The sequence below is a fragment of the Pantoea sp. Taur genome, assembly GCF_009830025.1.
Classification (GTDB): domain Bacteria; phylum Pseudomonadota; class Gammaproteobacteria; order Enterobacterales; family Enterobacteriaceae; genus Pantoea; species Pantoea communis.
This window is the reverse complement of record NZ_SZZZ01000015.1, coordinates 63,665-85,578: the sequence shown is the minus strand read 5'-3', so window position 1 is coordinate 85,578 and position 21,914 is coordinate 63,665. Positions and strand designations below refer to the sequence as shown.

Sequence of the window (21,914 nt, the reverse complement as noted above, 5' to 3'; positions counted from 1 at the left end):
TCCCTTTTTCCCCTGCAAAATTGCTTGTTTCCTGATGGCTCGCAAGTAACATAGCAAAACCCCGAAATGGGGCTTTTATCCACTTCTATATATAGAGAGATATTTATGAGCGTAGTGCCTGTAGCGGATGTACTGCACGGCCGTGTCGCGGTTGACAGTGAAGTCACCGTACGTGGTTGGGTGCGTACCCGAAGAGATTCCAAAGCCGGTCTTTCCTTTATCGCCGTTTATGACGGTTCCTGCTTTAATCCCGTTCAGGCCGTCGTCAATAATTCTCTGAATAATTATCAGGATGAAGTGCTGCGTCTGACCACGGGCTGTTCTGTGATTGTCACTGGTAAAGTGGTGGAATCACCGGGCGAAGGCCAGGCCTTTGAACTGCAGGCGACCAACGTAGAAGTCACCGGCTGGGTAGACGATCCGGATACCTATCCAATGGCGGCAAAACGCCACAGTATCGAATACCTGCGTGAAGTCGCACACTTGCGTCCACGCACCAATCTGGTCGGTGCCGTGGCGCGTACACGTCATACTCTGGCGCAGGCGCTACATCGCTTCTTCCACGAAAATGGTTATTTCTGGGTTTCTACCCCGCTGATCACCGCATCGGATACAGAAGGTGCGGGCGAGATGTTCCGCGTCTCTACGCTGGACATGGAAAACCTGCCGCGCGATCCGCAGGGCAAAGTTGACTACGACAAAGATTTCTTTGGTAAAGAAGCCTTCCTGACCGTTTCTGGCCAGCTGAATGCCGAGACTTATGCCTGTGCATTGTCAAAAGTCTATACCTTTGGCCCGACCTTCCGCGCAGAAAACTCCAACACCAGCCGTCACTTAGCGGAATTCTGGATGCTGGAGCCGGAAGTCGCTTTCGCTAACCTTGACGACGCTGCTGCACTGGCTGAGGCCATGCTGAAGTATGTGTTCAAGGCGGTGCTTGAAGAGCGTGCTGACGATATGGCGTTCTTCGCTGAACGCGTAGACAAAGATGCGATTGCTCGCTTAGAACGTTTTGTCACAACCGATTTCGCCCAAGTAGACTACACCGATGCGGTCGACATTCTGCTGAAAAGCGGCCAGACATTCGAAAACCCTGTGTCCTGGGGCGTGGATCTCTCCTCCGAACATGAACGTTACCTGGCCGAGAAGCACTTCAAAGCGCCGGTGGTGGTGAAGAACTATCCAAAAGATATCAAAGCGTTCTATATGCGTATGAACGAAGATGGTAAGACCGTGGCGGCAATGGATGTTCTGGCGCCGGGCATTGGTGAAATCATCGGTGGTTCACAGCGTGAAGAGCGTCTGGATGTCCTGGATGCGCGTCTGGCTGAAATGGGTCTGAATAAAGAAGATTACTGGTGGTATCGTGACCTGCGCCGTTACGGCACCGTGCCACATGCTGGCTTCGGATTAGGTTTCGAACGATTAATCGCCTATGTCACCGGCGTACAAAATGTAAGGGATGTTATCCCCTTCCCTCGTACTCCACGTAACGCTAATTTCTAAAATTCGCGATTAAATATAAGTAATTCATATATATAACGAGGTCGGCACTGCCGGCCTTTTTTTATTTTTGTAAATTTAGAGTTCTCTCACAAAGTTCCCGATATTTTACAAATTGTAATACAAAATTTCTTTTTGATACGTAATTGCGAGATTTGAATCATTTTCGGGCTAGAAATAGCAACCCTGTGATGGAAAGATGCGTGCAGACACAGGAGACATCAAACTTCTTTCAAGGTTCCCGTAAAGGTTTCTTGACGGCAGTGGCAGATGTCCAAATAACTCCAATGAGGGTAATAAAAAATGATGAAGCGCAACATTCTTGCAGTGGTTATCCCTGCTCTGTTAGCTGCCGGCGCAGCAAACGCAGCAGAAATTTATAACAAAGACGGCAACAAACTGGACCTGTACGGTAAAGTAGATGCACGTCACACTTTCTCTGACGACGCTAGCAACGACGGCGACGCCACTTATGTTCGCTTTGGCTTCAAGGGTGAAACTCAGATTACTGACCAACTGACCGGTTACGGCCAGTGGGAATACAACATTCAGGCTAACCACACTGAAGGCGGTGCCGATGTTCAAGACGGTAACAAAACTCGTCTGGGCTTCGCAGGTCTGAAATTCGGTGACGCAGGTTCATTCGACTACGGTCGTAACTATGGCGTTATCTATGACGCAATGTCTTACACTGACCAGCTGCCAGTATTCGGTGACGATACCCTGTACCAGGAAAACGACAACTTCATGATTGGTCGTTCAAGCGGTCTGGCTACCTACCGTAACAGCAACTTCTTCGGTCTGGTTAACGGCCTGAGCTTCGCTGTACAGTACCAGGGCAAAAACGAAGGCAGCCGTGATCCACTGTATCAAAACGGTGATGGCTGGGGTACTTCTGTAGCCTATGACACCGGTATGGGCATCAGCGCTGTTGGTTCATACTTCTCTTCTGACCGTACTTCCGACCAGGTTGCTGACGGTAACGGCGATAAAGCTGACGCATACGCTTTCGGTCTGAAATATGACGCGAACAACGTGTACCTGGCAGCCTTCTACGGTGAATCACGTAACACCACCGCATACGGTAGCACTGCTCGTCAGACCGCTAACAAAACTCAGAACTTCGAAGTGGTTGCACAGTACCAGTTCGACTTCGGTCTGCGTCCGTCCATCGCTTACCTGCAGTCTAAAGGTAAGGACCTGAATGGCAACACCGCTAACGGTGCTACCTTCGCTGGCGGCGATGCTGATCTGGTTAAATACATCGAAATCGGTACTTACTACTACTTCAACAAAAACATGTCTACCTATGTTGATTACAAAATCAACCTGCTGGACGACAACAACTATACCCGTGCTCAGGGCGTAAGCACTGACGACGTGGTTGGTGTTGGCCTGCAATACCAGTTCTAATCTTCGATTAGAGACTTGTTTTGCTTAAAAGCGGAGCCTTCGGGCTCCGTTTTGCTTTTCAGTGATCAGCTTCTCAATTAGCGCCACTACTTTATACACGCGGCTTATTTCTTTTTTATGTCAGCGGTTGGCAAGCGTATCATCTGACGCTAACCTGATAGCTCATTTCGCTAAAGTTCACCCAAACGGAACTGACTCATGTTTGAATCGATCTCTGCCGCACCCGCCGATCCTATTCTGGGACTGGCTGACCTGTTTCGCGCCGACGACCGCCCGAATAAAATCAACCTTGGCATTGGTGTCTATAAAGATGAAACCGGTAAAACACCGGTACTCACCAGTGTTAAAAAAGCTGAGCAGTATCTGCTGGAAAATGAAACCACCAAAAATTATCTGAGCATTGATGGTCTGGCCGACTTTGCTCGCTGCACTCAGGAATTGCTGTTCGGCAAAGAGAGCGCGCTGATTTCAGCGGGCCGCGCGTGCACAGCACAAACCCCAGGCGGCACCGGTGCATTGCGCGTCGCTGCGGATTTCCTCGCGACGCAGACCAATGTGAAGCGCGTGTGGGTGAGCAACCCTAGCTGGCCGAACCACAAAAACGTATTCAACGCGGCGGGTCTGGAAGTTTGTGATTACCAGTATTACGACGCGGCCAACCATAGCCTCGATTTCGCAGGCATGGTCGCTTCGTTGCAGGAAGCCAAAGCCGGCGACGTGGTTCTTTTCCACGGCTGCTGCCACAACCCGACTGGCGTCGATCCTTCCGCGGACCAGTGGCAACAGCTGGCGAAGCTATCGCAGGAAAAAGGCTGGCTGCCACTGTTCGACTTCGCTTACCAGGGCTTTGCACGTGGCCTGGATGAGGATGCAGAAGGTCTGCGTATTTTCGCCGCGTCTCATCAGGAGCTGATTGTTGCCAGCTCTTACTCCAAGAACTTTGGCCTGTACAACGAGCGTGTCGGTGCACTGACGCTGGTTGCCGCCAACAGCGATGTCGCGAAAACCGCCTTTAGCCAGGTGAAATACAGCATCCGTGCTAACTACTCTAACCCACCTTCACACGGTGCCGCTGTGGTCGCCACCATCCTCGGTAACGACGCGTTGCGTACCATCTGGGTGCAGGAGCTGACAGACATGCGTCAGCGCATCCAGCGCATGCGTCAGCTGTTCGTGAATACCCTGGCAGAGAAAGGCGCGAAACAGGACTTCAGCTTTATCATTAAGCAGAATGGCATGTTTTCGTTTAGCGGCCTGACCAAAGATCAGGTTGTGCGCCTGCGTGACGAGTTCGGCGTGTATGCCGTTAACTCTGGTCGTGTGAACGTGGCTGGGATGACGCCAGACAATATGTCTGCGCTCTGTGAAGCGATTGTCGCTGTACTCTAAACAAGTCAGTAGAATGAGAAATGGGCCTTAATGGCCCATTTTTTATTGCAGGAACGGATTACTGATACGCTCCCGACCCAAGGTGGAAATCGGACCGTGGCCCGGCACAAAGGTCACATCATCACCCAGCGGTAACAGCTTAGTGTTAATCGCATTGATTAAATCGCTGTGGCTGCCCTGCGGGAAATCGGTACGTCCGACACCGCCATTGAAAATCACATCACCCGATATCAATAAGCGCCCAGCCCGGTCGAAGAACACAATGTGTCCCGGCGTATGACCCGGGCACAGCAGCACTTCCAGCGTGACATTCCCAACCTGCACCGTTTCGCCCTCTTCCAGCCAGCGATCCGGCGCCAGTGGCGCACATTCCGGCAGGCCAAACATGCGGCTTTGCGTCGGCAAATTATCCAGCCAGAACGCATCCAGCTTGTGAGGGCCAACAATAGGAATTTGATAATGTGCGGCGAGTTCAGCGGCGGCCCCCACATGATCAAGATGACCATGCGTCAGCAGAATTTGCGCGGGGGTTAATCCTCGCTCAGCCAATACGGCAATAACCGTCTCGGCATCACCGCCGGGATCCACCAGCGCTGCCTGCTGGGTTTCGTCATCCCAGATGACCGAGCAGTTCTGAGAAAAGGCCGTAACCGGAATAATGTGGTAATTCATAGCGCTCCATGACCGACACACGCAGCGCTGCCGGTATCAGGACCAGTGCCTTGCAGGCCCGGTATCTATGTGTACGAAGTTGCTGCGCGGGTAATATCCTACACCACCGGCGCGCATAGATAACGCCGCTTTGCGAACATTGCTTAATGAAATTCCCTCGATATGGAAATCCATTGCCTGCCCTTTGGTGTGATAGCTGTGTTTGGCCACGCCAGGACCCGATTCGCGCAGCATGTTGTTAGTGGCCAGCGTACGGTAGCCTGAGATCAGCTGCACCGGTTTGCGGGTGTTGAGCACCATCTGTAAGCGATAGAGCTGATCAAACAGATGCGGATCGATGTGTTTCACTTGATTGGCGCGGTAATCACGGAAGAAGTGATTTAAGCGGGCTAACTCATCCTTGTCATAACTCTTGCCGTTAAAAAACTCCGTTTTAAGGGTTTCACCGGTGTGAAGGTTATTAAGCGTCAATACTCGGGGGCGCGAGGTGGAAAGCGAAGCCAGCGCTGAACCAGGAAGCAGAGACAAACCTGCCGCTGCGCCTCCAATCAGGAGCAATCGACGACGTTGAGAATCAAAATTAGCCATGTAGCGGGGTTACCTAATCTAAAGCGATAAAAAAATGTGTAAAAAGTACACAAGGCCGAACAGTAACCGCAGCCTGGAGGTCAGTCAACCCGCAATGTGTCACAGAATGACCAAAACCCGCGCAAAACCGAAATTTTGCGACGGGCCCTGATCTTTTCGAAGAGAGGTGAAATCTGGAAAATCAATGACTAGAGGAGAAGTTTTCCTGCTTTTGACAGAACCTGGCTACCGGAGCGCGCAGGGTTATCATAATTGTAAATATCTGTACGATATTGCGGCTGTCCATCCGCCGCGACCCATGCGGTTAAATAATAGAGATTAACCGGGATGCGGTGGCGAATCGGCACATAGCGCGTGTCGCCCTGTTTCAGCGTGTCGGTGATGCGGCTGTCATTCCAACCCACATCCTGCAGCAGCAGGTCGGCCAGTTCAGAGGCCTTATTCACGCGCACACAACCAGAGCTCAGTGCGCGAATATCGCGCTGGAACAAGCCATGGTTAGGCGTGTCGTGCAAATAGATGGCATCGGAACTCGGCATATTAAACTTATATCGACCCAGCGAGTTCATCGCGCCTGGAGCCTGACGAATGCGATACGGGAAACTGGCTGCCGAAACCATATGCCAGTCAATCATCGACGGATCGATCACTTCGGCATCCGCACTCCAGCCCGACAGTAAGGTATAGCCGTGCTTGTAGAGGTATCCGGGATCTTGTTTGACCTTCGGCACGATATCCTGACGCACCAGCGTGGTAGGCACATTCCACGGTGGATTGAGCACCACATTGTTCAACGCACTGCGCATCAGTGGCGTTTTACGATCGGGACGACCGACAATCACCCGCGATGACAAAATCGTGGCTCCGTTGTTGTAATAGGTGAGTGAATAGTTGGGAATGTTCACCATAATGCCGTTATGCATATCATCCGGCAGCAGACGCAGGCGCTGGATATTCAGTGCCAGTAACGATGCGCGCATCTGCGGTGACACATTCAACCACTCACGCGTGCGAGGGCCTATCGCCCCATCATCCGCCAGACCTTGCCAGTGCTGGAAGCGTTTTACCCCTTCCACCAGCGCGGCGTCATACACATTGTCACCAGCAGGCGTGGTATTCGCCACCACGTTGCCGGTTGCAGCTGGTGCCTGTGCAGACAAATCATTGACGCTGGCCGCCGATGGACTCACCGCGATCGGCTGATTGCTCTGGCTGACCGGCACAGGTGCTGTCGGCACGGCATCATCAGCTGGCGTCGGTGTGCTGCTGTGCGTTGCTGCAGTCAGCATGCCGGTCCGCTGCAAAATCTCTCTGAGCGCAGGCACATCGTTGCTAATTTGGCCGGGGCGGAGCGTCCCGCTGTCGCGCAGTTGTGGCCATGGGCGGTTATCGGTCAGCAGCGCTTTGAGCGCACTGTGCATCGGCGCATATTGAGGATGTTGCGGTGCCAGCGAGATGATAAACGCGCGACTGCCACCACCGTTTACCGCATTTTGCCACTGGTTAATGGCAGCTACGCCCGGCATCGTCAATTTGTAGGGAACATTACTGTACAGCCAGGTTTCACCCTGCGTCGGCACATTGGCGACAAACTGCAAATAGCCTAACATGGCATCGCTCAGCACGATGTCGCGCGCCATGCCGGTAATCGTGGGATTAGTCAGTAATTCAACCCAACGAGTAAACTGTGGCTGGACGCCGGAAAGCGCCACCTCCGCCAACTGTTGCTGGAAAGCCTGCACCGCTTGCTGATCCTGCCAGAGTGGCGCCATATTACGCGCGGCGTAGATACCGGCTAATCCCGGCAGATAGAAAGGCTGCTGACTGGGGCTAAAAGCCTGCTGAATTTGATGCTGACTCGCCGCCACTGACATGGCGCTATGTGAAGTTCCGGGTAAAGCGGCAATGATCGCGGCATGGCTGGTGGCCAGCGGCGACAATACCAGTGAAACACTGAGTGCGAGTACCGCACGATTCATTCTGCTTCTTCTATTCAGCCACATCCCTGCCCCCTTCTCACCTAAGACACAGCGCCCTGTTTTCGCTATGTACAGCCTTACTCTTATTGTTGAGTATACAAATAAAAAACGGCATCTGCCTCAGTGTGCAGATGCCGCTTACAGATTAAACGGTGCGCTGTTTTTTAACCAGATTCAGCGTCAGGTATTTTCTGTTTCTAAATCGATATCACTGGTGTCGCGTTTTGCTGGCACAGGATCTGCCGAGAATCCACGCAGCCCCACCACATGCACGTGTTCAGTGTTGTTAAACACTTTACGCACCAGCTTGTAGGTGGTGCCTTTCTCCGGGCTGATGTTCTCTGGCGCAGCAATCACCAGCTGCATCTCCAGACGCTCACACAGTTCGAACAGGGTGGCGATGGAGCGGGCATCGAGACGCGCCGCTTCATCAAGGAACAGCAGTCGGCATGGCGAAATATCTTTACCGCGCAGACGACGTGATTCCTCTTCCCAGCTTTGCACCACCATCACCAGAATTGACATACCGGTACCGATCGCTTCACCGGTTGACAACGCACCACTCTCCGCGCGCAGCCAGCCATCGGAGCCGCGGTTCACTTCCACTTCCATCTCAAGATAGTTGCGATAGTCGAGCAGCTCTTCACCGATGGTCTGTGGTGTGCGCTGCCCCATATCAATTTGTGGATTCAGACGTTGATAGAGTTTCGCCAGCGCTTCGGAGAAGGTCAGACGATTGCTGGTAAACAGATCCTGATGCGCTTCATGTTCTTCAGACAAGGTATCGAGCAGCGTAGAGTGCGCTTCACGCACGTTAACATTCAGACGTACACTGCGAACCTGACCAAAGCTCACGGCCTGCAAGCCCTGGTTCAGCTGACGAATACGATTCTGCTCACGCTGAATGGTTTTACGAATGATATTCGCCGCGCTGCGTGAACTGATGGCCAGCGTCTGCTCGCGTGCCGTCAGCTCTTCCGTCAGACGATTCAGCTCAATTTCCATCTGCTCAATGGCTTCAACCGGATCGTCAGTACGAATGATGTCCTGACGAATACGTTCGCGCAGATGCTGATACACTGCGATAAAGAACTGTACTTTGCGTTCTGGACGTTTTGGATCTTCCGACATGCGCAGTACATCACGCAGATGTTCGTTATCCGCCACCGCCAGACGCAGTGCACCCAATGCCTTATCCGACATTGAACGCAGTTCATCTCCGCCCAGATAGGCCATCTCACGACGATGCAGGCGACGCTCCATGCCGTTCTCTTTGACCAGACGCAGCACCGTACACCAGCCTGCTTTAGCGCTGACGACCTGCTCACGAATCTGGTGATAATCACGCTCCAGCTTGCGCAGTTTCTTCTGCAGGCCGTCCATTTCGGCTTCGCAGAACGTGAGCTGTTTCTCCAGCTGATTACGACGAGCACGGTTATGGCTTAATGCGGTATAAAGTTCGTCGCGTCGGGCGCGGGCGCGCTCTTCGGCGCTGGCATCGGCATGCACGCCGATGTCCTGCATCTCCTGCTGCAACTCTTTCAGCATGTCACGCTTGGCGTCATAGGAACTTTTCAGTGATGCCAGCACTTGTGAATATTGTGTCAGCTGCGCCTGATGTTCGCGCAGACGTTCACGCGCACGACTGCGCTCGCCCTCCGCCTGATCCAGACGCTGGCGCAGTTTTTCATTGAGATCGCTGTTGCCGGTCAGCATGCCGGCAGAATCTTCATAGCTAAAGTGGGCGCGACGTTGCACCACCTCCGTCAGGGCAAAGGCCTGCTGACGCGCATCACGCTGCTGCTGCTGTGCTTGCTGGTAATCGCGCTCCAGCTGATCGTGCTGCTGCGGATCGCTTTGCAACACCGACACCAGCGGCTCCAGCTTGCTGATTTTAGCGCCATGCTGATGCAGGAAGCGCGCCGCTTCCTGAGCTTCTTCGACGCGTTCACGGATCTCTTCGCAGCGATCGCCAAGTGAATCATCCAACAGTAGATTCACGCGTGGCAGCAGGCGGTTGAGCTGGCTGACACCCTCTTTAGCCTGCTCAAACTGGGCACGCTGCTGCTGGTTATCATTCTCATGCTGTGCCAGACCCCGTTCCAGCTCGCCACGACGGCTGTTTAGCTGGCGGATCAGCGCTTCAGGATCCTCATCAAAGGCCACCGCTAAATGGCTACCGATAAAGCGGCTGAAGGATTGATGCAAGCGCTGCGTTTTCTGCACGTCAAAGGACAAAGTGGCAAACCGTTCTGCCAGCTGGTCGCGTTCATTGTTCAGCAGTTCCAGCTGGTTTTCACGCGCAGCGCGGCCAAACAGCGGCACTTTAGGGAAGCGAGAGTAGCGCCATTGACGCTCAGCCACTTTCACTACCACGGCGTTTTCCAACTCATCAACACTGAAGACGCTGTCATCAAACGCCTGCGGATCCCCTTCAATCAGATAGAGGTCTTCCGGGCAATCCTCCAGGCCATCCAACAGTTCACGCACCAGAGATAAATCGGGTACCACAATCGCATGACGCGATGGGCCATACAGCGCCGAGAAGTACGGTGCGTCATCCAGTGTGACGTCATCGTAAATTTCCGACAGCAGTACGCCGCCAAATCGTTCCGCTAGTTGCGTCAGGCGAGCATCTTCCGCACCACCAGGTTGACTTAAACGCTCGATCTGCTGCTCGACTTCACGTTTACGTGCCGCCACATTGTCACGTTCAACGGTAGTTTCACGCTCACGCTCCAGCAACTGCTGCATGAACTCAGTGATCTGCTGGCTGTTAGTCAGCGCCTGACCCGTTTGCTCGCTAAGCTGCGTCAGGATTTCCTGCGCGGCCAGCCAATGTGGCGCACGCGCCGTCAGTGCAGTGATGCGTTCACGCAGCTGTTCCAGTTCCTGGCGCATCAGCATGCGGCGTTCACCGGCATCGGACACGCTTTCGTTCAGCTGTTCAATCTGTGCTTCCAGCTCGCGCTGCAGCCCTTCCAGCGCGTCGGCATCGTACTGTTGCCCCTGACGCTTGCAGAAATCGGCTAACAGGCGCTCGGCATCATGCTGCTCGCGCAGGCGCGTTTCCAGCTCATTGAGACGCAGGCGCAGCGAAGAGAGCTGATCGGCATGATGACGCTGGTTAGCGGCATCGCGCAATAAGTCGCGTCCCACTTGCCATGCATCCTGACGGCTCACTTCGCCGGCGATACTGGTCACCAGCGCTAATGCCTGCTCAAATTGACTGTGCGCCGCTTCGGCCACGCTGAGTTTCTGCTCCAGACGTAAAAGTTGCTCGGTGGCTTCTTCTTCGCGTGCCTGGAAGGTTTCCTGCCACTCCGTCGCATTATCGATGGTCAGATCGGGCAACTGACACTGCGCGCGCGCTTTATCCAGCGCCTGCAATGCTTGCTGATACTGAATTGCCCGCGTTTGTTGCACATCGAGCGCCTGCTGGAAATCGGCTAACTGGCTTTTAAGCTCATCCACTTCAATTTCAGCCGCTTCGGCACGCGCTTCATTCTCTTCCTGTACTTCGCGGGCTTCCGCCACCACTTCATTCTGTTCTTCGAGGCGGTAAGTCAGCTCTTCGAGATCGGCATCATAGCGCTCGATCTTCTCCTGCTGACGCATGGCTGTCTGGACCAGATTCAGGTGATCGCTGGCGCCTTGATAGTCGGTTTCCAGATCGCTTTCTGCACCGTTGTGCTCAGAAAGTTCACGCGCCATTTCGATGTGGCGATACTGCTCCGAAGCCAACTGGTTACGGCTGGTAAACAGCTCATTGCGCAGTTGCAGTGCCCCATCGAGGTGAATGCGACGCTCGTTGGCGTGACGCATATAATCTGCCGACACATAGCTGGTGGCTTCAGAGATCAAATGCTTAAACAGGTCGCGATCGGACTGCGTAACGCGAATCGCTTCCAGCGTCATGCGGTTTTCACGCAGCGCGGCTTCCATATCCTGGAAGGCTTTGCGCACGCCACCATTTTCTGGCAACAGATAATCACGCAGTGAACGGGTGATAGCGCTGGAGATACCGCCGTACAGCGAGGCTTCAATCAGACGATAGAACTTACTGCGGTCGCTCGCGGTGCGCAGACGACGCGGCACCACGCCCAGCTCGAACAGGACGGCGTGGTAATCCGTAACCGAGTTGTACTGACGGAACTGCACGCCTTCCTGCGCTTCAACGCGTTCTTTCACTTCCGCCAGCGGTAATACGCGCGCCTGGCGGCTGTTAAGGATTTCGGTCAGCATATCGGTCGGCTGCGAATCGGTCGGCAGGCCATGAATACTGAAGGGTTTGATATCGACTTTTTTATCGCGTCCAGCAACCTGTTGCAGACGCACGCCGACTACCACGCGCTGATGGCGCGAATTGACCACATCCAGCACCGCATAACAGACACCCGCGCGCAGTTTACCGTGCAGACCTTTATCGCGAGAGCCCGAGGTGGCCCCCGCTTCTGTGGTATTACGGAAATGCAGCAAGGTGAGGTCGGGGATCAGCGCCGTGACAAAAGCCGCCATGGTGGTGGATTTACCCGCACCGTTACCGCCGGAGAGCGTGGTCACCAGCTCATCGAGATCAAAGGTACGGGCAAAGAAGCCGTTCCAGTTGATCAGCGTTAGCGAACGAAACTTACCGCGTTCAATCATTCCTGTTCATCCTCCGCGTTATCATTCGCATCGCTTTCAACGTCATTGTCGTTATCTGCATCATCACTCTCGTTGGCCGCGGCTTTGTTCTCCAGCGTCATGGCTTCGCCGTCGCGGATCAGACGCAGCTGTGCTTCACGCGCATCGTCACCGCTGCGCACATCCGCACCGAAGCGGAATACCGACTCCATGATGCGGAACTTGCTGCTGTCGTTGCCCATGTACCACACCATACCTAAGCGGCGCAGGCGGCTGATCGAAGCACGCATTTTTTCCTGCAGCTTGGCACGATCCAGGTCAGAACCGGTCGAACGCTGGTTTACCAGCTTGAGCAGTTTGCTCTCATCCGCCAGTGACAGCAGTTCGTCATACAGCTCCTGCTGGGTGAAAATCCCCTCATTGGCCAGACGCTCCGGGCTGAGGTAGAGGTAACACAGGATCTTACCGACCATCATATCCAGCTCGGACAGCACCGAGCGTGGAATCAGCGTGGTGGAACGTGGACGCAGATAGAAGAAACCTTCCGGCGCGCGCATCAGCTCAACGTTGTAGCGCGCATAAAACTCTTCCAGGTACTCCTGGTAATCCATCAGAAAAGCGTGATTATCCAGCTCTTCAATACCAATGTGGCGTCCCGCGCGTAACTGGCTATCAAGCGCCGGGAAAATCGGGTTTGCCAGTGCCAACGCCAGTTTAACTGGCATCACTTGTTCAATATTTGTCGATGACATGTGCCTGCACCTTGGCTCCGTAATCATTAATAGTCTGCCATTCTGCCGGCAGACCGGCTAAATCAGCTTCGGCGACACCGAGGCGTACTGCCTGATCGATGACGATACGCGCCAAATCAAAGTGGCGCGCACGCGGGTATTGCGCCAGGTAATCGCGCATCACCGTAGCGAGATGGAGCGGCTTTTGCTCCAGCTTATAAATCTGCAATGCTTCTTCGATCATCGCGGCAAGCTGCTCACGAATCTCGTTAAACTCTTCGTACTCCATCTCTGGCGGCAGTTCGCCCATCACTTCGTCATTACGCAGCGTCATCTCTTCATCGCGCATATCGTAAAGACGGTCGGCATTCGCGTAGGTCAATGCCCAAGGCTGGTCGAAGTAGTTCTGCACCGACAGGCGTAAACGTTGCGCGAAGACGCGGTTCTTATCCATGTCGATAGCGGTACGGATAAATTTATGTACGTGGCGGTCGTAGCCAATCCACAAATCGATGGCCTGCTGCCCCCAACTGATGATGCGGTCCAGCTTATTTTGCAGGTCAAAAACCAGCTTATCGACAAAGCCCAAATCCGGGCTGCTCAGCGTAGCATCCTGAATGCGCAACAGATTGGCCTGCAATTTGTCACCCGCCGCTTCCAGCGTATCCTGCAGTTCACGCAGTGTGCCGGAGGTTTCGGACAGCAGCAGTTCACAGCTTGAAATCGCGGCACGCCAGTCTTTGTTGAGCAGGTCCGCAATATCGGTTTTCACCGCTTGTTGCTGCTCATCCATCAGACGTTGCGTCATGTCGATGCTGTCAAAAATCTCGGCCACGGAATATTTCAGCGGGGCAAAGACATTGCGATGCCAGTGGAATTCATCACCGTCTTCTTCAGCGGCATCCGCAGCGCGCTTCAGTTCCTGCGCCACAATCGACAGCTGCATTGACAGGCGCAGCGTGGAAAATTCACGCTGGCGAATGTAGTAGTCGGTAATGCCGATGGCCAGCGGCGTCAGACGGTAAATCGCGTGGCCTTCAGTGAGCTCACTGGTAAAGCGATTGAGCAGACGCTGACGCACCATGTCATTGATGGCGTTGTTGGCACGCACCTGCACGGTTTCATGGGTTTGCTCAAAGGCTTTACTGACGTGACGAAACGCATCGATCAGTTCACCTTCACTCATTTCACCGTCCATGCGCTCACCGTTTAAGGTGGCGATAGCCAGCAAAAAGGCCAGACGTTCTACCGGCAACGCAAGTGAAAAGTCATTCTTGCGCGCCCATGCCACCAATTCGGGGACCGTCTGGGAAAATTCGCTCATAGTTGATCCTTCTACCTGGGTTTGCGCGCGGTCACGTGGATATAGCGCCCTAAACTTAAAAAGGGCTCCTGACGACAGTAGCGCCGTTCCATCTCAATAATCTCTTCAACGCTTTTGACGACGCCGGGCGGTGGCGGTTTCATGTAATCACAAAACACGCGAATGCCTGCACGCTGTTCAATCTCAAAGCCCGCATCACTTAACCAGCGATTAACGTCCTGAGGATCGCGCGGGAAATCCGGTGACAGCGTACGCTTTTTGCGTTTAGTCATATTGGCACGCAGATAGCCGAAATTGCCGAGTTGCAGGGTGCGGAACGTCAGGGCATGCGCATTGTAAAACATCAACGACAGCACGCCACCGGGCTTCAGCGTGTGCCACAAGGCACGCAGCACCGCTTCCGGTTCTGCCACCCACTCCAGCACAGCGTGAAACAATACCAGATCAACCGGCTGATCCAAATGTTCGCCCACCTGCTGCGCGCTAATTTGTTTGAATTGCATGTTGTGGCTCACACCCTCGGTGTGCGCATGCGCTTCAGCCAGCTTCAACATCTCCGCGGAGAGATCGCACAACAGCACCTGATGGCCACGTGCCGCTAATCCACAGGAGATTTGTCCTACGCCACCGCCGGCATCCAGCACTGACAGTGCGCCTTCAGGCAGTGTCGGTAATAGCGCATCCAGTTCGTCCCACAGGATCGCCTGCCGTACCTGCCCTTTGCGGGTGCCATAAATGTTCTGCGAAAATTTGTCCGCCAGATCGTCAAAGTTACGATCCTGCATGATGATGGCTCCACTGTGCTGCATTCAACTTGTGCTATTTTGTCACAGGCTCAACAAGAATGAACCTTTCACGCCACAGTAACTGTCTGGCTGCTGTTTTTTCGGACAAAAGGAGCAAATTTCGATGTTTTTTGCCTTAAAGAAATGGATTGGCGCGATGTTATTACCTTTACCACTGCTGTTGTTGCTCATGGCGGTAGGACTTTTACTTCTCTGGTTTAGCCGTTGGCAAAAAGGCGGCAAAATCCTGATCTCTATTAGCTGGTTGCTGCTTTTATTGCTCAGCTTGCAACCCGTTGCCGATCGTCTGTTGCGCCCCATCGAACAGCATTATCCAACCTGGAACGGTAGCGAACCGGTGGATTATATCGTCGTGCTGGGCGGTGGCTACACCTTCAATCCGAATTGGGCACCAAGTTCTAATTTGCTCAACAACAGCCTGCCGCGCGTAACAGAAGGTGTGCGCCAATGGCGTCGGAATCCACAAGCAAAAATGATTTTCACTGGCGCTGCTGCTGGATACAACCCCCGCAGCAACGCCAGCGTGGCGGCAGAGGTAGCCGAAAGTCTGGGAGTGCCACGTTCGGCGATTATCACGCTGGACCAACCACATGATACGGGCGAAGAAGCGCTGGCCGTCAAACAAACTATCGGCAATCACCCTTTCCTGCTGGTCTCATCGGCGAACCACTTGCCACGTGCGATGCATTTCTTCCTGAGCGCAGGTCTGAACCCCATCGCCGCACCGGCCAATCAGCTCGCGATTACCTCGCCAATCAGCGCCTGGGACCGCATGTTGCCATCGCCAATGTGGCTGGGTCACAGTGAACGTGCGATTTATGAAACCCTGGGCCAGATTTGGCAACGGCTGCGTGGCGATGATTTGCTGTCATCCGAGCCAGGGAAGTAACTGCTCGCGGGCATGATCAAAGCGCGGACGGTCAAACTGTCCGCTGCTTACCAACGTATCGACACAATCCCATAGCTGATACAGCCAGCGCCGCCAGATAAAGCCTTCAGAAACCGGCGCGCGTTGCAGGTAATGCTGCAGCAGTGAGGCTTCAGCCCCGCTATCTGCCAGCCGGATTAACTCATACTCACGCGGAGCCCAGAGAATATTGCCTGGCTGCATCATCGCTATCAGTTGGTCACTGCGTGCATCTTTCAGCATGCTGGATAAACGCAGGTTGCCGTGCATCAGCACGCAGGGATCGTCGAAGTCTTTGAAGAGATTAGTTAACTGCTGTCGGCTGCGGTACAGGATCTGCCGATCTTCCAACGTGAAAAATGGCGGTGACAGATAGCCCAACGTGGCCCACAGCACCTCGATGCGCTGGCGATACCAGGCTGGCCAGTTGTTTTCCTGGACACTATCAACCCTTCCCACTAATCCGTGGCTGTCGATACGGTGCCAGCCGAGTACACCCTCGACAATCTGCTCACACAGTTGCTCCCAGCGCACGGCGGTGCGCGCTGGCGCTTCGGCGGAGACGCCATTGAATCGCGCCATCAGTAGCATTTCATGTACCGGCGGCTGCTGACTCAGCACCAGGCCAAAAACCGCAGGTACTGTGACCAGTCCATCATGGCCCAACATGGTGAGTTTTTTGGCTTCCAGCGCCGCACGGCCTTGATGACGAAAATACTTCGCCACCAGCGGCATCGGTTTACCGTCGTTGTCATAGAGTGCGTACAGCCGCGACTGCGCCTGTTCGCTAATGGTTTCGAGGCGGCTGATACCTTCACCCAGTATCAACGCCAGTTCTGAACGGAGCTGTTCCATGCGTTATCCTCCGCAGTCAATTGACTTCACTATCCTGGAGGTCATGGTGGCGCGAAACTTAGCGCCAGATCAAACTTTATGGCCAGCGCGAGCGGCTGGCCGGTCAGGCGTTAACCCCGCATGGCCGCACGGACACGGACCAGATCCTCTGGCGTATCCACGCCAACACTTGGCACGGTTTGCGCTACGGCAACGTGGATCTTCTCGCCGTACCACAGCACGCGCAACTGCTCCAGCAATTCAATGTGCTCTAACGGGCAAGGTTCCCACGCAATGTAACGACGGATAAAGCCAGCGCGATAGGCGTAAATGCCAATGTGACGCAGCAAAGTGTCACCGATCTGTTCGCGCGATTTCGCATAGCGCTCGCGATCCCACGGAATGGTGGCGCGTGAGAAATAAAGCGCATAGCCTTTCGCGTCCATCACCACTTTAACCGCATTGGGGTTAAACGCTTCTTCAGCGTCGCTAATCGGCACGGCTAATGTCGCCATCCCTGCATCAGCCTGCGCCAGATTATCGGCGACCTGACGCACGATCTCTGCCGGAATCATCGGCTCGTCACCCTGCACGTTGACGATAATGGTGTCATCGGCAAACTGATATTTCTCAATCACTTCTGCCAGGCGCTCGGTGCCCGACTGGTGATCCGCGCGCGTCATGCACACTTCGCCACCGGCAGCGGTTACCGCTGCAGCAACCTCGGGGTGATCGGTCGCCACAATTACGCGATCGGCGCCCGACTCGCGTGCGCGCTCCATCACGTGTACGACCATCGGCTTACCGTGAATATCCACCAGCGGTTTGCCAGGGAGGCGCGTTGATGCGTAACGCGCCGGAATAATGGCGACGAAACTCATGGATGGATCTCTTCAACAGACAGCGTACGCGCTTCCACTTCGAGCAATACCGGAATGCCATCGCGCACCGGGTAAGCCAGGCCGTCTGGTTTACAAATCAGCTCCTGCTGCTCTTTGTTGAAATACAGTTTTCCGTTGCAAACCGGACAGGCAACAATCTCAAGTAAACGGTGATCCATAATTTTCTCCTTTCAGCACCGATTTGTCAGGCGCCTAGCATACCATAGCGCACCCGAAGCACAGTGCGCCGGGCGCGGCATTATTACGATGAACTCAATCGCTGATAACCCAACGATGCGTCCAGGCAGCAAGCAGTTCGGCAGGGACATTTTCAACGATGACCTCATCGGCACCTTGCCACTGTGCAAAGCGACTGATGGCTTTTTGCACATCATTCAGAAAGGCCTGGGTAACACGCACGCCGGGCTCTAGCCAAAATGCACGGATAATCAGCTGCTGTGCCTGGCGGTCCATCTTTGCATCAATACGCGCTTTGAGTGCACCTCGGTGTAACACCGGCAGAACAAAGTAACCATAGACGCGCTTCTCAGCAGGGGTATAGCACTCAATGCGGTAATCGAAATTAAACAACTCCAGAGCGCGACGGCGATCCCATACCACCGGATCGAACGGTGACAACAAGGCCGTGTGGGTGGCGCTGGGCATTTTATCCAGCAGAGGTAACAAGCTCTTATGCAGCCACATCTCACCGAGTTGTTCCACCTCAACGCACACGATTTCGCCTTGTGCTTCGGCATCCTTAATCCAGGATTGCAGGGGTGCACGCTTCAGCCGATAGTAATCGGCCAACCAACTGGCACGAAAAATACCGAGACTGCGGGCACTGTGTCGAAGCATCGCCAGTACCGCATCAGATTCACTCACTGCATGCTGTTCGTCATCCCAATCAGGCATCACGCGGGTGCGCAGATCGTACACCCGCTGGAAGTTACGTCGTTCGACCACCATCAACTCACCCGCGCTGAACAGGTTTTCCAGATGCCGCTTGTGTGGCTTCCAGGCCCACCAGCCGGGTTTGGTGTGCTTATCACTGGCAAAATCGGCCGCGCGTACCGGGCCATTTTCAGCGATATGATTCAGCAAGGCGGCGATTTCCTGCTGATGTTCTTCAACCCACTGCTCGTTATATTTCCATCCCAGCCGCTGCGGCTCCAGCATGCGATGGCGTAGCAACGGGTAATCTTCGAAGGGGATGAAACAGGCTTCGTGCGCCCAATACTCAAAAAGCGCACCGGAGGCCAATGTTTCTTCCAGCCACTGTGTGGGATAAGCGCCAAGGCGGCTGAACAGCACCAGATAAGGACTACGGGCGACGACATTGATGGTGTCGATTTGCAGTAGTGACATCTGCCGCACGCAGGCATGGATATCGGCCAGGCGGGCTCGGCGGCTCGGTGGGCGTAACAACCCCTGAGCAGCCAGGTGTAAATGACGAGCAGTTTGGAGTGAAAGGGACGATGTTGTGGTCATGACTCGATTCCCTTTGAGCAGGTTTAGCGCGAACGGGTGTCGCGCGCAGTCGTGCAGAGTTGGGTCACATCGGCGAGTAAAGCATCAAGGGACGCCCCCGACAGATCGGCATCAACCGGTAGATACCACCAGTTGTCACGTGCAAAACTACGGCATTTCACTGCGTCTTTTTCGGTCATCAGCAGGCATTGATGAGTCTGCGTCAAACGCTGTAACTCTTCTTCGCTATAAGCATGGTGATCGGCAAACGCGATTTCCGCCACCGGCTTGATGCCGTGCTGCTGCAACGTTTTGAAGAATCGCGGCGGATGTCCAATGCCGGCCATCGCCACCGTTTCTGGCAATTGATCGAGGTTCGCTGTCTCACCGTTCACCAGATTGATCGCCTTACCGGGACGCAACGTCATGGCTATCTCACCGGCTTGCGCCTCTCCACCATTGACGATGATGGCATTGACGCTTTGCAGCCGGGATGCGCGCTCACGCATCGGACCTGCGGGCAGCCACCAGCCATTACCGAAGCGACGGACACCATCCACTACCACAATTTCACGATCGCGCTGCAACGCGTAATGTTGCAGCCCGTCGTCGGTAATAATCACATCCAGTTCCTGTGCGGCCAGCAGTCCTTCTACCGCCATACGGCGTTGAGGCGCGACGGCTACCGGCGCCTGAGTACGCTGCGCGATTAATACCGGCTCGTCGCCGGCTTGTGATGTCGGGGTATCGGCCGTCACCAGCAGTGGATACCGCTCAGCCTTTCCACCATAGCCGCGTGAGACAACGCCAACGCGCAGGCCACGCTGTTGCAGTGCCTGAACCAGCCAAATCACCACCGGCGTTTTACCGTTGCCGCCAGCCGTCAGATTACCTACCACAATCACCGGACAGGGCGCACGCCAGCTTTTACGCCAGCCACGCTGATAGCTGAGGCGAATCAAACTGCTGATTACCCCATACAGCAAACTCAGTGGCCACAATAGCAGCCACAGTGGCGAGCGCCCGCTCCAGATGCGTTCAATCATTGACCAAACTGCAGTTTGTGAAGCTGTGCATAGGCACCCTTTTCGGCCAGCAACACGCTGTGCGTACCGCGTTCAACGATACGACCATCCTCAACGACCACGATTTCATCGGCTTTTTCGATGGTCGACAGGCGGTGCGCAATCACTAGCGAAGTACGGTTTTTCTGCAGCTCATCCAGTGCGGCCTGAATGGCGCGCTCGGATTCGGTATCCAGTGCTGAGGTCGCTTCATCAAGGATCAGAATCGGGCAATCACGCAGCAATGCGCGCGCGATGGCAATACGTTGACGCTGGCCACCTGACAGCAACACGCCGTTCTCACCAATCACGGTATCCAGACCGTTATCCATCTTCTTAATAAAGTCCATGGCGTGCGCCATAGTCGCTGCCTGTTCAATCTGCTCGCGGGTGTATTCTCCATTGCGTGCATAAGCAATGTTATTGGCAATGGTGTCGTTGAACAGATGAACATTCTGAGATACCAGCGCCACCTGATTACGCAGCGAACGCAGGGTGTATTCACGCAGATCGTGGCCATCCAGCAGAATTTCACCGGAGTCGATATCGTAGAAACGGGTCAACAGGCTCGCCATGGTCGATTTACCCGATCCTGAGCGTCCTACCAATGCCACGGTTTTGCCCTCGGGCAGTGACAGATTGATATCACGCAGCGCCGGGACTTCACGGCCAGGATAGGTAAAGGTCACATTGCGGAATTCCACATCACCTTTGGCACGTGTGATTTCACGTTTACCGTTATCGATTTCCTGCTCGCTATCCAGAATCGAGAACAGTGTCTGACAAGCCGCCATGCCGCGCTGGAACTGGGCATTAACGTTGGTCAGCGACTTCAGTGGGCGCATCAGTGCGATCATTGATGAGAACACCACGGTGATGGTACCGGCAGTCAGTGTTTCCATCACACTCGGGAAGCTGGCGGCATAAAGAACAAATGCCAAAGCCAGTGAGGCGATCAGTTGAATGACCGGATCCGAGATAGAAGAGGCAGATACCAGTTTCATGCCCTGCTGGCGCATTTTATTACTCACCTGCGAGAAACGCTGCGCTTCAACATCCTGACCACCGAAGATCAGCACTTCTTTATGCCCTTTCAGCATCTGTTCAGCACTGGTGGTGACTTGTCCCATGGTGTTCTGCATGTTTTTACTGATGCTGCGGAAACGTTTTGAAACCGTACGAATCGCAAAGGAAACAATTGGCGCAAGGACAATCAAAATTAATGACAGCTGCCAGCTGTAGTAGAACATCATGATAAACAGGCCGATGATCGAGGCGCCTTCACGTACGACCGTCACCAGTGCACTGGAAGAGGACGAAGCAACCTGCTCGGAATCATAAGTGATGCGTGACAGCAATGTGCCGGTTGATTGCTGGTCAAAGAACGCCACGGGCATGCCCATCATGTGACCAAACAAGCGGCGGCGCATATTCATGACCACGTTGCCCGATACCCAAGAGAGGCAATAACTGGAGATGTAGCTGGTCACGCCACGCACCAGCATCAGGCCAATCACCACCAGAGGCATCCAAAGCATGACGGAACGATCGGCCTTACCGAAGCCATCATCCAGTAAAGGTTTCAACAGCGACAACATTAAGGTATCGCCGGCCGCATTGAGAATCAGCGCCACCGCAGACACAAACAGTCCTGCTTTGTGCGGCGCAATCATCGGCCAGAGTCGGCGGAACGTTTGCCACGTTGAGAGATCTTTGTCTTGATGCAT

The 21,914-nt window shown here is 54.3% G+C and carries 17 protein-coding genes; 4 read left to right on the top strand and 13 right to left on the bottom strand.

Going from position 1 to position 21,914, the window contains the following annotated elements:
* The first annotated feature begins 105 nt into the window (after window positions 1-105).
* The 3 genes from asnS to FD744_RS18775 all read left to right on the top strand — a co-directional run bounded on the left by asnS (window position 106) and on the right by FD744_RS18775 (window position 4,305).
* Window positions 106-1,506, top strand: a complete 1,401-nt coding sequence (gene asnS / locus FD744_RS18785; protein ID WP_034820510.1) for an asparagine--tRNA ligase — start codon at window positions 106-108, stop codon at window positions 1,504-1,506.
* 300 nt (window positions 1,507-1,806) lie between these two features.
* On the top strand, window positions 1,807-2,916 hold the full coding sequence (gene ompC / locus FD744_RS18780) for a porin OmpC (RefSeq protein ID WP_304622138.1): 1,110 nt from the start codon (window positions 1,807-1,809) through the stop codon (window positions 2,914-2,916).
* 198 nt (window positions 2,917-3,114) lie between these two features.
* A complete protein-coding gene (locus tag FD744_RS18775) occupies window positions 3,115-4,305 on the top strand; it encodes an amino acid aminotransferase (RefSeq protein WP_034820516.1) in 1,191 nt (396 codons plus the stop codon).
* A gap of 42 nt (window positions 4,306-4,347) precedes the next feature.
* Here FD744_RS18775 and FD744_RS18770 read toward each other — a convergent pair whose 3' ends face one another.
* The 7 genes from FD744_RS18770 to cmoM all read right to left on the bottom strand — a co-directional run bounded on the left by FD744_RS18770 (window position 4,348) and on the right by cmoM (window position 15,010).
* Window positions 4,348-4,977 (bottom strand): MBL fold metallo-hydrolase, encoded by a 630-nt coding sequence (locus tag FD744_RS18770; RefSeq protein ID WP_058961771.1) that lies wholly within the window; start codon window positions 4,975-4,977, stop codon window positions 4,348-4,350.
* 36 nt (window positions 4,978-5,013) lie between these two features.
* Entirely contained in the window at window positions 5,014-5,565 is a 552-nt protein-coding gene (locus tag FD744_RS18765) for a YcbK family protein (protein ID WP_034820522.1), read from the bottom strand.
* 188 nt (window positions 5,566-5,753) lie between these two features.
* A complete protein-coding gene (gene ldtD, locus FD744_RS18760; RefSeq protein ID WP_370662141.1) occupies window positions 5,754-7,544 on the bottom strand; it encodes a L,D-transpeptidase in 1,791 nt (596 codons plus the stop codon).
* A 180-nt stretch (window positions 7,545-7,724) separates the two neighbouring features.
* Complete coding sequence (gene mukB / locus FD744_RS18755; RefSeq protein ID WP_160868956.1) at window positions 7,725-12,191, bottom strand: chromosome partition protein MukB; 4,467 nt, start codon at window positions 12,189-12,191, stop codon at window positions 7,725-7,727.
* Window positions 12,188-12,922: a chromosome partition protein MukE gene (gene mukE, locus FD744_RS18750; RefSeq protein ID WP_034820531.1), complete on the bottom strand. Its 735-nt coding sequence runs from the start codon at window positions 12,920-12,922 to the stop codon at window positions 12,188-12,190. Before mukE ends, mukB begins: the two co-directional genes overlap by 4 nt.
* Window positions 12,903-14,225, bottom strand: coding sequence for a chromosome partition protein MukF (mukF, locus tag FD744_RS18745; protein WP_034820534.1), 1,323 nt, complete (start codon window positions 14,223-14,225; stop codon window positions 12,903-12,905). The genes mukE and mukF overlap by 20 nt, the downstream gene beginning before the upstream one ends.
* A gap of 11 nt (window positions 14,226-14,236) precedes the next feature.
* Window positions 14,237-15,010 (bottom strand): tRNA uridine 5-oxyacetic acid(34) methyltransferase CmoM, encoded by a 774-nt coding sequence (gene cmoM / locus FD744_RS18740; RefSeq protein ID WP_034820537.1) that lies wholly within the window; start codon window positions 15,008-15,010, stop codon window positions 14,237-14,239.
* Between the two features lie 124 nt (window positions 15,011-15,134).
* Here cmoM and elyC point away from each other — a divergent pair, with 124 nt between their 5' ends.
* The gene (gene elyC / locus FD744_RS18735) at window positions 15,135-15,920 is read left to right on the top strand and encodes an envelope biogenesis factor ElyC (protein WP_058961776.1); all 786 of its coding nucleotides are present in this window, start codon (window positions 15,135-15,137) and stop codon (window positions 15,918-15,920) included.
* Here the strand turns inward: elyC and FD744_RS18730 are convergent.
* The 6 genes from FD744_RS18730 to msbA all read right to left on the bottom strand — a co-directional run bounded on the left by FD744_RS18730 (window position 15,900) and on the right by msbA (window position 21,914).
* On the bottom strand, window positions 15,900-16,793 hold the full coding sequence (locus FD744_RS18730) for a YcbJ family phosphotransferase (RefSeq protein WP_160868955.1): 894 nt from the start codon (window positions 16,791-16,793) through the stop codon (window positions 15,900-15,902). The genes elyC and FD744_RS18730 overlap by 21 nt on opposite strands.
* A gap of 110 nt (window positions 16,794-16,903) precedes the next feature.
* On the bottom strand, window positions 16,904-17,653 hold the full coding sequence (gene kdsB / locus FD744_RS18725) for a 3-deoxy-manno-octulosonate cytidylyltransferase (protein ID WP_160868954.1): 750 nt from the start codon (window positions 17,651-17,653) through the stop codon (window positions 16,904-16,906).
* A complete protein-coding gene (locus FD744_RS18720) occupies window positions 17,650-17,832 on the bottom strand; it encodes a Trm112 family protein (RefSeq protein WP_007887424.1) in 183 nt (60 codons plus the stop codon). The genes kdsB and FD744_RS18720 overlap by 4 nt, the downstream gene beginning before the upstream one ends.
* A gap of 94 nt (window positions 17,833-17,926) precedes the next feature.
* The gene (locus tag FD744_RS18715; protein WP_160868953.1) at window positions 17,927-19,144 is read right to left on the bottom strand and encodes a winged helix-turn-helix domain-containing protein; all 1,218 of its coding nucleotides are present in this window, start codon (window positions 19,142-19,144) and stop codon (window positions 17,927-17,929) included.
* Window positions 19,145-19,167: 23 nt separating this feature from the next.
* Window positions 19,168-20,169, bottom strand: coding sequence for a tetraacyldisaccharide 4'-kinase (lpxK, locus tag FD744_RS18710; protein WP_160868952.1), 1,002 nt, complete (start codon window positions 20,167-20,169; stop codon window positions 19,168-19,170).
* Entirely contained in the window at window positions 20,166-21,914 is a 1,749-nt protein-coding gene (msbA, locus tag FD744_RS18705) for a lipid A ABC transporter ATP-binding protein/permease MsbA (protein WP_160868951.1), read from the bottom strand. Before msbA ends, lpxK begins: the two co-directional genes overlap by 4 nt.

Coding starts and splice junctions, on each gene's coding strand:
- asnS (WP_034820510.1), top strand. CDS start 106: ATGAGCGTAGTGCCTGTAGCGGATGTACTGCACGGCCGTGTCGCGGTT.
- ompC (WP_304622138.1), top strand. CDS start 1,807: ATGATGAAGCGCAACATTCTTGCAGTGGTTATCCCTGCTCTGTTAGCT.
- FD744_RS18775 (WP_034820516.1), top strand. CDS start 3,115: ATGTTTGAATCGATCTCTGCCGCACCCGCCGATCCTATTCTGGGACTG.
- FD744_RS18770 (WP_058961771.1), bottom strand. CDS start 4,977: ATGAATTACCACATTATTCCGGTTACGGCCTTTTCTCAGAACTGCTCG.
- FD744_RS18765 (WP_034820522.1), bottom strand. CDS start 5,565: ATGGCTAATTTTGATTCTCAACGTCGTCGATTGCTCCTGATTGGAGGC.
- ldtD (WP_370662141.1), bottom strand. CDS start 7,544: ATGAATCGTGCGGTACTCGCACTCAGTGTTTCACTGGTATTGTCGCCG.
- mukB (WP_160868956.1), bottom strand. CDS start 12,191: ATGATTGAACGCGGTAAGTTTCGTTCGCTAACGCTGATCAACTGGAAC.
- mukE (WP_034820531.1), bottom strand. CDS start 12,922: ATGTCATCGACAAATATTGAACAAGTGATGCCAGTTAAACTGGCGTTG.
- mukF (WP_034820534.1), bottom strand. CDS start 14,225: ATGAGCGAATTTTCCCAGACGGTCCCCGAATTGGTGGCATGGGCGCGC.
- cmoM (WP_034820537.1), bottom strand. CDS start 15,010: ATGCAGGATCGTAACTTTGACGATCTGGCGGACAAATTTTCGCAGAAC.
- elyC (WP_058961776.1), top strand. CDS start 15,135: ATGTTTTTTGCCTTAAAGAAATGGATTGGCGCGATGTTATTACCTTTA.
- FD744_RS18730 (WP_160868955.1), bottom strand. CDS start 16,793: ATGGAACAGCTCCGTTCAGAACTGGCGTTGATACTGGGTGAAGGTATC.
- kdsB (WP_160868954.1), bottom strand. CDS start 17,653: ATGAGTTTCGTCGCCATTATTCCGGCGCGTTACGCATCAACGCGCCTC.
- FD744_RS18720 (WP_007887424.1), bottom strand. CDS start 17,832: ATGGATCACCGTTTACTTGAGATTGTTGCCTGTCCGGTTTGCAACGGA.
- FD744_RS18715 (WP_160868953.1), bottom strand. CDS start 19,144: ATGACCACAACATCGTCCCTTTCACTCCAAACTGCTCGTCATTTACAC.
- lpxK (WP_160868952.1), bottom strand. CDS start 20,169: ATGATTGAACGCATCTGGAGCGGGCGCTCGCCACTGTGGCTGCTATTG.
- msbA (WP_160868951.1), bottom strand. CDS start 21,914: ATGCATCAAGACAAAGATCTCTCAACGTGGCAAACGTTCCGCCGACTC.